At 65.9% G+C, this 12,062-nt stretch carries 9 protein-coding genes, 1 tRNA gene and 3 pseudogenes; 5 read left to right on the forward strand and 8 right to left on the reverse strand.

Going from position 1 to position 12,062, the window contains the following annotated elements; translation table 11 throughout:
* Positions 1-64: 64 nt before the first annotated feature.
* A complete protein-coding gene (locus AB0J78_RS32445) occupies positions 65-1,405 on the reverse strand; it encodes an MFS transporter (protein WP_363795732.1) in 1,341 nt (446 codons plus the stop codon).
* Between the two features lie 571 nt (positions 1,406-1,976).
* A complete protein-coding gene (locus tag AB0J78_RS32450; protein WP_363795734.1) occupies positions 1,977-2,717 on the reverse strand; it encodes a FadR/GntR family transcriptional regulator in 741 nt (246 codons plus the stop codon).
* 220 nt (positions 2,718-2,937) lie between these two features.
* On the opposite strand from AB0J78_RS32450, the pseudogene AB0J78_RS32455 reads away from it, so the two are divergent.
* A pseudogene (locus AB0J78_RS32455) lies at positions 2,938-3,438 on the forward strand (integrase core domain-containing protein); the annotation flags it as partial.
* Positions 3,439-3,712: 274 nt separating this feature from the next.
* Here AB0J78_RS32455 and AB0J78_RS32460 read toward each other — a convergent pair.
* The 3 genes and pseudogenes from AB0J78_RS32460 to AB0J78_RS32470 form a co-directional block, all read right to left on the reverse strand.
* On the reverse strand, positions 3,713-4,015 hold the full coding sequence (locus AB0J78_RS32460; protein ID WP_363795736.1) for a zinc ribbon domain-containing protein: 303 nt from the start codon (positions 4,013-4,015) through the stop codon (positions 3,713-3,715).
* A gap of 35 nt (positions 4,016-4,050) precedes the next feature.
* Positions 4,051-4,197 (reverse strand): annotated as a pseudogene (locus AB0J78_RS32465) (recombinase); the annotation flags it as partial.
* 296 nt (positions 4,198-4,493) lie between these two features.
* A pseudogene (locus AB0J78_RS32470) lies at positions 4,494-4,877 on the reverse strand (recombinase family protein); the annotation flags it as partial.
* Positions 4,878-5,754: 877 nt separating this feature from the next.
* Between AB0J78_RS32470 and AB0J78_RS32475 the strand changes: the two are divergent.
* Together AB0J78_RS32475 and AB0J78_RS32480 are read left to right on the forward strand one after the other, a co-directional pair.
* Positions 5,755-5,973 (forward strand): helix-turn-helix domain-containing protein, encoded by a 219-nt coding sequence (locus AB0J78_RS32475; protein ID WP_363795738.1) that lies wholly within the window; start codon positions 5,755-5,757, stop codon positions 5,971-5,973.
* Positions 5,970-7,223, forward strand: coding sequence for a site-specific integrase (locus AB0J78_RS32480; protein WP_363795740.1), 1,254 nt, complete (start codon positions 5,970-5,972; stop codon positions 7,221-7,223). The genes AB0J78_RS32475 and AB0J78_RS32480 overlap by 4 nt, the downstream gene beginning before the upstream one ends.
* 39 nt (positions 7,224-7,262) lie before the next feature.
* Here AB0J78_RS32480 and AB0J78_RS32485 read toward each other — a convergent pair.
* Both AB0J78_RS32485 and AB0J78_RS32490 read right to left on the reverse strand, forming a co-directional pair.
* Positions 7,263-7,336, reverse strand: a tRNA-Pro gene (locus AB0J78_RS32485).
* A 103-nt stretch (positions 7,337-7,439) separates the two neighbouring features.
* Positions 7,440-8,399, reverse strand: coding sequence for a hypothetical protein (locus tag AB0J78_RS32490; protein WP_363795742.1), 960 nt, complete (start codon positions 8,397-8,399; stop codon positions 7,440-7,442).
* Between the two features lie 261 nt (positions 8,400-8,660).
* Between AB0J78_RS32490 and AB0J78_RS32495 the strand changes: the two genes are divergently transcribed.
* On the forward strand, positions 8,661-9,506 hold the full coding sequence (locus AB0J78_RS32495) for an SAM-dependent methyltransferase (protein WP_363795744.1): 846 nt from the start codon (positions 8,661-8,663) through the stop codon (positions 9,504-9,506).
* Between the two features lie 95 nt (positions 9,507-9,601).
* The gene (locus AB0J78_RS32500; RefSeq protein WP_363795746.1) at positions 9,602-10,612 is read left to right on the forward strand and encodes a lipase; all 1,011 of its coding nucleotides are present in this window, start codon (positions 9,602-9,604) and stop codon (positions 10,610-10,612) included.
* A gap of 192 nt (positions 10,613-10,804) precedes the next feature.
* Here AB0J78_RS32500 and AB0J78_RS32505 read toward each other — a convergent pair whose 3' ends face one another.
* The gene (locus AB0J78_RS32505; RefSeq protein ID WP_363795748.1) at positions 10,805-11,836 is read right to left on the reverse strand and encodes an aldo/keto reductase; all 1,032 of its coding nucleotides are present in this window, start codon (positions 11,834-11,836) and stop codon (positions 10,805-10,807) included.
* Positions 11,837-12,062 lie beyond the last annotated feature (226 nt).

Genomic DNA, 12,062 nt, shown 5'->3' on the forward strand with positions numbered 1-12,062 from the left:
ATCTTGGTCGCTCATTATCACGCCTTCATATTGTTGGACATTAGACTTGGCGTCAAGGGATTGTTCAACTGGTGGCAGCCGATTGCCGCTGCACGCTGCCCGCAGCTCGACTGCCGTCAGCGATGTCGTCCCGGTACGTTTCGCGTGCGGTGAGCACGGCGACGAACGTGAGCACGCCACCGACAACGATGTAGAGGGAAAGCACCCACGCGCTGCCGGCCCACGAGAAGAGAGCCGCAGAGATGAACGGCACCGGACCACTCATGATCATGCCGCCGACCTGGTATCCAATGGCGGACCCGGTATAGCGAAGTCGCGTTTCGAACAACTCCGGCACGAAACTCGCCAACGGCGCGTACGTCAGCGAGTGGCAGATCGGCAAGGCGATCATCATGGCGCCGATGATCGCGACCGTGCTACCTGTATCGATGAGCCAGAAGAACGGGAACCCAGCCAGGGCGGTCAGCGCGCAGCCGGCCAGCAGCACGGGCTTGCGCCCGTATCGGTCGGCGAGGACGGCGGCGACCGGGATCGTGAAGACCTGCACGAGCGACGCGATGCATACGGCGAGCAGAACCGTGCCCCGCGTGACCCCGGCGTTCTGGGAACCGTAGCTCAAGGCGAAAACCGTAGCCATGTAGAAGGGGATGTTCGCCGCGGCCATCGAGAAGATGGCGATGACGATGCCTCTCCACGACTTCCGGACAACCTCGGCCACAGGGAACTTCGACTGTTCCCCCTTGTCCTTCACCGCGGCGAACGCCGGCGACTCGGCGATCTTCAGGCGGATGTACAGACCGAGCAGAACCAGCACGACGCTGACGATGAACGGGATCCGCCACCCCCAAGCCATCATGGCCTCCTGCGGCAGCAATTGCACCGCGAAGAAACTCGCGGTAGCCAGCACCAGACCAGCAGGAACTCCGCACTGCGGCCAGCTCCCGAAAAATGCGCGTCTTCCGGGCGGGGCGTGCTCAACGGCCATGAGCACCGCGCCGCTCCACTCCCCTCCGATCGCGATCCCCTGGAGCAGCCGCGAAAACACCAGGAGAACCGGCGCCCAGATGCCGATCTGCTCGTAGGTGGGAAGCACGCCGACCATGGCGGTGCCCACTCCCATGAGCACCAGGCTCAACACGAGCATCGTTTTCCGCCCGAGCCGGTCACCGAAGTGACCGAACACCACGCCGCCGAGCGGTCGCGCGCCGAAAGCGACCGCGAATGTCGCGAACGACGCCAGTGTTCCCGCGAGCGGATCGAGCGAAGGGAAGAAGATCTTGTTGAAGATCAGCGCGGAAGCCGTGCCGAAGAGGAAGAAGTCGAAGAACTCGATCACGGTGCCGATGAAGCTCGCGAATGCGATCCTCCCGACCGACACCGGTGATGCCGGGATTTGAGTAGCCATGGTGCATCTCCTGAGTTGGGTCGCCCATGCGCCCGGAACGACGCGTCGTTGCGATGCGAGCAACCGTAAACCAAAGAGTCTGCTTGTTCAAGGTTGGACATTTAAAGGTCCTGCCGGACAGCCGCTGCAACATCTTCGCAGGCCAGACAGGCGGAGCATCGTGCGTGCCGGACACGAACAAGCGGCACAGTGTGCGATTCCGGCGCAAGCCGACCGGCAGAGCACTGGCTGTCGTGGCGAGGCGAGCTGACGCATCGGGACGGGTGACTCGCAGCCGCGCAAGATCGCTACTTGCTGCACGCGACCGTCGAGTCGGTCGCCGACATGGCACCGGACCGGGCCGCAAAGTGCTCAGCGGGACGCTTGAAGCAAACCAGAAGGTGTCCTCATCAGTCGTCGCCTGCACGGCCACCAACCGACTCCCGTTGAATTCAGGGCATGTCGCCCTTCACCCACGAATTCCAGCAACCTCAACAGCGGGTGCACGGGTTCCAGCCCGCCGCAGGCACCACTACCAGGATGGTGCGGAACAGGGGAACAGCCGTGTCGCCCTACTTGAAAAGATCGACCTTCAGCGTTTGGAGTGTGCCGCGAGATGCTTGCGGAGGTACGTCAGGTGCTTGATGATCGCGCCTTCGGCAGCGTCGGCGTCTTGTTTATCGATGGCGTCCACGATCGCCTTGTGCTGGCGGACCGTCGCCCGACCGACCTCGGGGGAAAGGTCGAGGTAGTGCACCGGCTCGGTCTCATGATGGAGGGCGGAGACGAATGAGGACAGCACGCGGTTTCCGGACGCCTGGGCGATCAGAGCGTGGAACTGCTCATCCAGTTTGGGCACCTCGGGATCGTCGACTGAAGCAGTTTTCTGCCTGCGCACGATGTCACGCAGTCGCTCCAGGTCCTCGTCGCTGCGATTCGCTGCGGCGAGTCGCACCGCCGGCACTTCGAGGTACTGCCTGACCTCGGCCACCTCGGTGAACTCGATGCTGCCGATCGTCAGCAGGTTGTGCACGCTGTCGATCACCGCGGAGCCGAGCGAGTTGTAATCGATGCGCTGCACGAAGTTGCCGCCACGTGAACCGGGCACCTTGTAGATCATGCGCTGAGTGGTCAAGGACCTCAACGCCTCGCGCACGGTCGTCCGGCTGACGTTGAACTGCCGAGCGAGTTCGGCTTCCGGCGGAAGCAGGTCACCGGTCTCAAGCTCGCCGGAGAGAATCATGACGCGGATCCGCTCCTCAACCTGCTCACGAGGGCGAAGCACCTTTTGGCCAACCACCTTGGCCTGTTGACCATCGCGTAGCTCTGCCACTGCGCCACCTGCCTGCCGACTCACTACTGGACCCACAGAGTATACCGAGCTATTGTCCAACAATACATTGGTCCCTCCCGCTCCACCATGCTCAGCTCTCTGGGGCCCGACTAGTGAGGCGGCCCGGAGGAACGGAGTGGTACCGCCGATGCGAGGCGCGTCGGGCGAGACGAAGTCGGACGCTGCGACCTGCATGAGCCCGAATAGGGGGCCGGCCGATGTTGAGGCGTTGATCTGCGAGTTACGGAATATCCCCGCTGGGGTGCCCGGCGGATCAGTTTCGAGCTCGGGTTACGTCGCCTCGACTCCGCTCCGTCTCGGGCCACGGTCCATCGGATCCTGACTCGCAACGGGCTGATCGACCCACAGGCCCAACAACACAAGCGGAAGTATAAGCGTTGGCATCGCCAGACTCCGATGCATTGTGGCAGCTCGACATCGTCGGCGGCCTCCAACTGGCGGATGGTCGGGAATGCAAGCTGGTGACCGGAAGCGATGACCACTCCCGTTTCGTCGTGATCGCCGCGGTCGTCGTAGTCGCCAACGGCCGAGCGGCATGTGAGGCCTTCACCGCAGCGATGCGCCGTTACGGTGTTCCTCGGAAAGGTTGTCGGACAACAGGAAACAGTAGGCCGCGGTCGACGGCTGGATCGAGAGCTACAACCAGCGACGCCCGCACCGGTCGCTGGACATGGGAACCCCGGCCAGCCTGTTCCGCCCGAACGGCCCCAACACCCATCGACAGCCCACAACCCCGCCGAGGACCTCGCCCTTGGTCGTTGATGTCATCGAGCCACCTGCGCGAGCTCCTAGTGACCCGCCTCAGGGCTTCGCGCCCGCTACGTCCAGGGCTGTTTTCGCAATTCCCTGCCCGGCGCTCACGCAACAGTTCGCCAATGCCAAGGTCCGCGGTACCTGTCCGCAGCGTCAATTAGCACCCCGGTAAAGACAGCTGCGTCCCGCTGTGTGGCAGTGGCGTGACCGCCGCTTCCGGCTCAAGCGGTTCGAGGATCCAGTCCGGGCCAAGATAGGCGATCACCAACCCGTTCGCGCGAAGATGGTCGACCACATCCTCGTCGCCGCCGCTGGCCTCGGGCAGCCGGGACCGCAGGCCGTCCAGGAGGTGTTTTCCCGCGGGCGCTCGTGCGTCCGTGCCGGCAGCGGTAACCCGGGCGGTTATGCGCCCAGTGCGAATCAAACCGCCGATCACACGCCCCACACACCACCAACCCCGCCAGTAGAAGGTCCGGGTCTCGCCGTCCTGGGATTTCCTCGCCGCCCGGATGCCCTGCACACACCGAAACGTCTCCTCATCAACGAGCGCGGGATGTGCGGACGTGTTCGACACCGCCCACTCCCCCGAGTCCGTGCCACGGCCCGTACCGCCGGCACGACGCGCCGACCCAGGACTCTGGGTCGTGCTGGTGCGGTTCCACACCTGTCTTCCCGTGTAGCGCGGGTTCTCGAGAATTCCGGCCACCGTCGGCGTTCTCCACCCCTGCCCCGAACGGTGCCGATTCCGCCCCGGATCCGCGCCCGACAGACACGCACCCCACGATCATTTGAGCTCCCGCGCGATCCCAGCAATGCTCCGCCCCATCGCACGCTGGGTGAGAATCCACCGCACCCACGGACCCGTCCACGAATCCGGCTCCAACTGATGCAACCGACGCCCCCACCGCGCATGCGCCTCAACCGGATGCGGACCCGCATCCACATCAACGCCCGATGCGCGGGATCGGCCAGATCCACCGGCCCACCCGCCTCCGGCAACCACAACCCCACCCCATGCTCGACCAGGAACGCCACCACCGCCTCGACCTGGTTCCCATAGAAAGCGCGCTCATACTCCCCCACCACCACCGCATCAAAACCCCGATCCGGGCTCCGCGCCGCGTCCAGCAGAGCGGCAGCCTGGGGGCGCTTGGACGAGGACCAGCGGCGCGAACAACCCTCGTCGAAGAACTCCGCCACGATCACCCCGCGGTCGGCGATCGTCTCCTCCGCCACCTCCCGCTGCCACCCCAGCGACGTCTCCTGATCCTGAAACTCCTTGGTCGACATCCGCCCATAAAAAGCAAACCGCAACCCACCACACGCGCCCACCGAACCCCGCCGCCGACGCCCACCTCGCGCCAGCCGGTCACCTGCCCCATCCATGTGCGCACCTCGCCTCCCAGATCACCGATCAACCAGACCTGGAACGCCGCCACACACCACCCATGACGTCACCATCAGCCGCACCACCCGAATAGCCGCACACCACACCACCACCAGCCAGACGGCACACCGCACCACCGCCCACGACACGCGGACAAACCCCACCGGTCGACGCCACCCACACGGTCGCCCAAACTCGCACGAGGGCACAGCGCCGCCTGCTATAGTTTTGGTGTGATTTCCCCAAACACGGGAAATTACACGCGCGTGGGGGTTCAAGTCCCCCTTCGGACACCAGTGAGTGGGATCCGTCCCACTCACAACAGATCGTTTCAGGCGCGAGACGGCGAGGCGCATTGCACTCGCCGTCTCGTCGTCTCTTCTGACCCTGAACTCGGGTTCGTGTGAGGGCCGCGGCCGAGAGACTGTCGTCCCGATCGAATTGCATTCGTTGTCGGTGGATGAACGCGCTGAGTTCATCGCCGCCGCGCGGTACGGCCCGGCGGGTACCGCTCACGCAGCTGGCTGCGCTGCCGGGCACTTCCTCGAGAAGAATTCCCTGCGCACCGTGAGTTCCCGTGCTCGCTGCGCGTGTCCGTGGATGGCTCGTGTCGACGTGCGCACGAGGCTGCGACGGGGAGCAGCGCATCAGGCGTTAAACTCGTCTTCGGCGTCGAGCTCGATCGATGCCGGGGTTTCATGCGGCACAGGCTATTTCGCCCGTCCCCAGCCGCATGAGACCGCCGCGCGAAGAAGGCAAGCGCGGCCTTCCTGGATTCCTGCATCGGTAGCCCTGTGCGCCCACGTCTCCGACGGCGCAAGCCTCCTCACTCACTCGTCAAGGTGAGTGCGCCGAACACCATTAGTAGAGGAAGAGATGGACATGCTCCTGCTCAGTGGCCAATGGCTCTCGACGGACGACTTGGCAGAAATTCTCCGGATCGATAGTTCAACGCTTCGGCATTGGCGGACCATGACACCGCCGCAGGGGCCACCATTCGTCAAGATCTCCGAACGCGTCACCGTCTACCACTCGGGTGACATCGAGACCTGGTTGACGTCGCGTCGGACTGATCCCAACGAGGTGGCCGAATGACGAACACGCCTCCCCTCGGGGTGAGGTTGAACCCAGACATCCAGGTTCTCGAGGGGCGTGAGCTCTCCTACAAGGCCCGGGTCCGATGGACGGACCCAGCCACGAAGAAGCGTCGATCGGCCTCGCAGGTAGTCGGATCAGTCGAAGCCGCCAAAGCATGGATCGACGCCATGGAACGCGCGGCGCGTGGCGGCCTCGACCCAAGCGAGAGCACGAAGTCGCTCACGGAGTACGGCACGGCCGTGATGAGCCTTGCGCTGAGGGGCCTCGAGCCGAAGACGACAGAACCGTACAAGGCGGGTTGGACCAAGCGCGTTGTGCCGACCATCGGCCACATCCCGATCCGCATGATCACGAGCGGTGTCGTCGACCGCGCCGTCCACGACTGGATCGCCGATGGCTGCAGCATGTCGACGATCAAGAACACCGTTGCCGTGCTCGTGCGCGTGATGGAGCAAGCACTCCGTGACGGCATCGTCGACCGAAATCCCGCTCGAGTGGTGGGGTGGCAGTCCGAATTCCGCAAGGCGGAGGACGAACTAGAAGATCCCCGCGCCCTGGCACTACCTGATTGGGAGACGTTGACCAGGCTCGCGGATGCGCTGGTCGAGCGTTCGCACGATCAGTACAGGGGTTGGGGCGACGTGGTCAGGTTCGCCGCGTGCACCGCTGCGCGCATTGGGGAAGTGTCAGGATGCCGTGTAGCCGACATCGACACGCGCACATGGACCTGGAAGGTGCGACGCCAGACGACGACCGGACCAGGTGGACTGGTGGACAAGGGCACGAAGGGCAAGCGGGCGCGGTTCGTACCCCTCATCCCGGAGATCCGCGACCTGGTGCTCAATCGCCTCACCACCCTGGACGGCAAACCAGACGCTCGTCTGTTCACCGGCCCCAAGGGCGGCCGGATCAGCACGGCTGTCTTACGAGACGCGACGCACTGGGATGACGTCGTCCGCGTTCTCGGCTTCGAACATCTGCGGCGACACGATCTCCGGCACACAGGACTGACCTGGATGGCCGACGCTGGCGTTCCACTCCATGTCCTGCGCAAGGTGGCTGGGCACGGCAACATCGCCACCACGCAGCGCTACCTGCATCCGGACCATCAGTCGATCATCGAAGCCGGCAACGCGCTGTCGGCGTACTTGACCCGCGACGAAACCACTGGTCCCCAATTGGTCCCCGGCAGCAATTCAACGGCCGATGAACTCGGCTCTGTGATCCAACTAAAAAAGGCCCGCTGACCTGCCATTATTAGGCAAATCAACGGACCTTCTCACCGGTCGGGACGGCGGGATTCGAACCCACGACCCCTTGACCCCCAGTCAAGTGCGCTACCAAGCTGCGCTACGTCCCGGCCACCCCGTGGGGTGTGCACATAGCTTACCCCACGGTTCCGGTGGCGATCATGACCCCCTCCGCTAGGGCGTTATCGCAGGTCACCGCCGGTTCGGGCCCGGTCAGGACGGGCAGTACACGCCGCCGGCCGCGCGGGCGATCTCGGCGGGGTCGCCGGCCGCCACCAGCGCGCAGTTGATGAACTCGCCGTTGGTCAGGCTGATCTGGTACTCCGACTCGTAGTGCAGGTCCGGTCCCGAGTAGATCGTCTGCAGCGGGGCTCCGGCGGCGTCCGCGCTGACCCTCACCGTCTCCTTCTCATCGCCGGAGGTGACGTCGACTTCGATCTCCCAGGTGCACCAGCAGCTGGTCGTGGTGGCCGCGACCTCGAACGGCAGGGGTTCTCCGGTGACGGCGTAGCGGCTGTGCTCGTCGAGGAACGGAGAGGCCCTCTCAGGTTCGCCGAACGCGGCGGGCTTGCTGGTGTACACGCGGTTGTCCTGGCCGTCGAGGTCGGCGACGACCTTGTCGGTGGGCCCTCCGCCCTGGCTCAGGATCGAGATCAGGGTGCCGTCGGTCGGTGGCGGTTTGCGCTCGACCACCTTCACCCGCATGTCGTTGATCCGGACGGGATCGGTTCGGTTGCCGACGAGGCTGAGGTGGTAGCGGCCGGCGCTCGTCGTGCCGTACTCGAATCCCAGCCGGATCCCACCGGCGCTCGCCATGAGCCCGTTGGAGTTCAGCACGCTGCCGCGCTCGTGGACCTCGGCGGCCAGGACTTTCACCTGGTCGTCGGACAGCCGGTGCGGGAAGTACCAGACCCAGCCGTCGGGCCCGTTGTTCGCGACGCGCCTGACGTCCTCGACCAACAGCGCCGGCCCGCGCAGTTTCGCGTCGTCCCAGGAGCTTTCGATGGGGCGGGCGAAGACGGCGACGACAACGGCGATGATCGCCAGCAGCCCTGCGGTCCCACCGAGGCCCAGCCACAGCTTCGGCAGCGGCCCCTTCCGGCCGCGCACCCCCTCGGGCGTGGCGGATCGTCCCGCACTGCGCCTGCCCGCAACCACGCGACGTCTCGCCACCGATGCCACCTCCGGATCCACCCGCGGTGAAGATTAGCGAGACGCGAACGCCGACAGGCTGGAAGCGGAATCGATTCGCGCGAACAGACCAATCACCCGGTCGGGTGTGACCTGGGGCACTAATGTGCCTGAACGGGATCGCGTCGATCCGGACGTCCGTCCATTTGTGGCCAATTCCAATTTCATGGCCTGTCCCACCTCTGACTTCTGCGGTCGAGATGCGATCATGAGCCCAACGCTTTCGAACTGAGGGGGACCCCTGTGGTCGAGCAGTCCCGCGAAGCTGCGGACCTGGACGTCTCGCGCCCCAACCCGGGACGGATCTACGACTGGTTCCTGGGTGGGAACGCCAACTGGGCGATCGATCGCGTCTTCGGAGAGCGGCTGCTCGGCATGTGGCCGCAGATCGCGGGCGTGGCGCGGCAGAACCGCTCGTTCATGCAGCGCGCCGTCGTGGACGCCTTCGACGCCGGAATCCGCCAGTTCCTCGACCTCGGCTCGGGCATCCCGACCATGGGCAACGTGCACGAGATCCTGCGGGAGCACACCGACGAGCCGGTTCGCGTGGTCTACGTCGACTGCGAGCCGGTCGCCACGGCTCACACCCGGGTCAACCTGCAGGAGACGGACTGGGCCGGGATCGTGCAGGCCGACCTGCTGAACTGGCGCGAGATCTTCGCCGACGACGTCACCAAGCGCCTGCTCGACCTGGACCAGCCGGTGTGCCTGCTGGCGGTGTCGGTCCTGCAGTTCATCGGCCCGGACGGTGACATCCCGGAGGTGCTGCGGCGCTACGCCGGGAAGCTCTCCACCGGTTCCCGGGTGGCCATCACGCACTTCGCCTCCGACGTCCCCGATCACGATGCGCGCGCCTCGATGGAGCGGTTCCGGACCGAGTGCGACGTCACGCCCAGCCCGCTGTGGCTGCGTGACCGGGCCACCATCACCGACTGGTTCGAAGGGCTCGGAGATCGGTGGAGCCTGCTGTCCCCTGGCGTGGCCCACCTGCCGGACTGGCGCCCCGACCTGATCACCGACCCGAAGGCCGCCGCTGAAGCGGAAGCGATGCGCCCCTACTCGTGGTTCGGCATCAGCGAGAAGGCCTGACCGCGTTCCTCGTCATCGGTGTGGAGCACCTGATCCGCTGACCGACGCATCGTTCGGGGTCGTTCGTCGTTGTAAGCGACATGATCACTCGTTGGATGCACAGTGTCGTGCTCGCCGTCCTGGTGCTCGTCATCGCTCCGGTTCCCGCGCAGGCCGACTCGGGATTCGCTCCCGTCGACCGGCCGGGACCTGCGCTGAGCGTTCCGCGCGAGCAATTGCAGGCGGCCTTGTCGTGTCATGGCGATCCGGGCAGCGAGCAGCAGCCGGTCCTGCTCAGCCCCGCCACGAGCGTCACTCCGGAGGAGAACTACTCCTGGACCTACGCCAAGGCCTTCACCGAGCAGAACCGCTTCTGGTGTTCGGTGACGATGCCCGACCACACGATGGGCGACATCCAGGTCGCCGGGGAACACCTGGTGCACTCGATCCGGGAGATGCACCGGCTGACCGGCAAGCGCATCGCGGTCCTCGGCCACTCCCAGGGCGGCATGAGCATGCGCTGGGCACTGCGGTTCTGGCCCGATGTGCGTCCCGCGGTCGACGACATCATCGGCATGGCGCCGTCCAACCACGGAACCGAGACGCTCAAGGGCTGCGGACCTGGTCCGACCTCGTGCGAACCTGCGGTGTGGCAGCAGCTGGCCGGTTCGGAGTTCATGCGGGCGCTCAACAGCCGCGCCGAGACCTTCGAGGGCATCAGCTACACCGTCGTCTACACGCGCCACGACGAGGTCGTGACCCCGCCGGAGTCCTCCGAGCTCAACACCGGCGAGGGCATGATCACCAACGTCGCCACGCAGGACCTGTGCGCGGCGAACACCTCCACCCACCTGCTGGTCGGCACGACCGACCCGGTGACCTACGCGCTGGTGATCGACGCGCTGGACCACCCGGGACCGGCCGACCCGGCTCGGGTCGACGCCTCGGTTTGCGGCCAGCCGCTGATGCCGCACATCGATCCGGCGTCGGTGGACACCTACCTGCGACCGCTGTCCGCGGTCCCGGGTCTGCTCAGCACCGCGCTGCCGGGCGTGAACCTGGTGGGCGCGCCCTCGGTCGACCGGGAGCCGCAGCTCCGCTGCTACGTCTACGCGGCGGGCTGCTGAGCCGATGCGCAGGTGAAACCGCCGATTTCGGGCGCGCGTCGGAGGCCCTGAAACCGGTTGAGCGAGAACGGGTTCAGTTCAGCCCTATGGCCGGGGGCGGTTTTGGTCTGAGTTGTCCGGGCATTTCGGACGTCGAATCATGGACGGTTCGGACCAAAACCGCCCCCTGGCAACGGCTCGTGCCGAGTGAGGCTACTTCTTGAACCCGGTGCCGTGGATTCCGTGCTTCTCGACGACGGCGAGCTCCTCATCCGTGAGCGGCGGGAACTCCAGGGCTTGGACGTTGTGGTCGAGCTGCCAGACGGAGCTCGCGCCGATGAGCGCGGAGGTGACCTCCGGCCGGCGCAGGACCCACTGCAGCGCGAGCTGGGCCAGGGACTGGCCGCGCTGGTCGGCGAGCTCGTTGAGGGCGGCCGCGCGCTCGCGGTAGGTCTCGTCGATGACGTCGGGCGACAGGAACGCGCTGTTCTCCGCGCGCGCCCCGGAGGGGACGCCCTTGAGGTACTTGTCGGTGAGCAGGCCCTGCGCCAGCGGCGAGTACACGACCAGTCCGAACCCGTCGTCGGCGGCGAGGTCGAGCAGGCCGTTGTTCTCCGGCGTGCGGTCGAAGATCGAGTAGCGCGGCTGGTGGACCAGCAGCGGCACGCCCGCCTCCCGCAGCAGCTCGGCGGCGCGGTGCGCGCGGTCGGGCTGGTAGTTGGAGAGGGCGACGTAGAGCGCCTTACCCTGCTGCACCGCGCTGACCAGCGCACCCACCGTCTCCTCCAGCGGGGTGCTCTCGTCCGGGCTGTGGCTGTAGAAGATGTCGACGTGATCGGTGCCCAGATCGCGCAGGCTGTGCTCCAGCGAGGACAGCAGCGACTTCCGGGAGCCGCCCTTCTGGTAAGGACCGGGCCCGATGGGGTTGCCCGCCTTGGTCGACAGGATCAGCTCGTCGCGGTGCGGCGCCAGGTCCTTGGCCAGCACCTTCCCGAAGAACTTCTGCGCCGCGCGGTGCGGCGGGCCGTACCGGTCGGCGTTGTCGAAGTGCGTGATGCCCAGGTCGAAGGCGTGCAGCACGATCTCGCGCTGCGTCTCGTAGGGGTAGTCGGTGCCGAACTTCTGCCACAGGCCGAAGGAGAACGCGGGCAGGTCCAGGCCGGACGCCCCGGCTCGCCGGTACTCCATCTTCTCGTAGCGGTCCTCGCTCGCCGCGTAGGTCTTCTCGAAAGCCCCGTGGCCCATCGGTCGTCTTCCTCCGGTCTGTCGGGTTCAACTGCCTGGACCGCACGTGCGCGGTCCAGGTCACGACCCGTCATGCAACCACTTCGGACGCCGGAGAGCAGCTCGATCGTCTCGGGTCTCACAGGGCAGGACGCGGTCGGCATCGTCTACGAGGGTCGCCCGAACGTGACGGTCGACGCCGCCGGTCTGACGTTGAAGTCGGGCAACGCGGTGCTGCTGCGCGGCT

Source organism: Saccharopolyspora sp. NPDC049426, from assembly GCF_040676935.1.
In the GTDB taxonomy this organism is placed as follows: domain Bacteria; phylum Actinomycetota; class Actinomycetes; order Mycobacteriales; family Pseudonocardiaceae; genus Saccharopolyspora.

Bases quoted from the DNA above. Each gene is read 5' to 3' on its own strand.
- AB0J78_RS32475 (WP_363795738.1), top strand. From the start codon at position 5,755: ATGGACATGCTCCTGCTCAGTGGCCAATGGCTCTCGACGGACGACTTG.
- AB0J78_RS32445 (WP_363795732.1), bottom strand. From the start codon at position 1,405: ATGGCTACTCAAATCCCGGCATCACCGGTGTCGGTCGGGAGGATCGCA.
- AB0J78_RS32480 (WP_363795740.1), top strand. From the start codon at position 5,970: ATGACGAACACGCCTCCCCTCGGGGTGAGGTTGAACCCAGACATCCAG.
- AB0J78_RS32500 (WP_363795746.1), top strand. From the start codon at position 9,602: ATGCACAGTGTCGTGCTCGCCGTCCTGGTGCTCGTCATCGCTCCGGTT.
- AB0J78_RS32505 (WP_363795748.1), bottom strand. From the start codon at position 11,836: ATGGGCCACGGGGCTTTCGAGAAGACCTACGCGGCGAGCGAGGACCGC.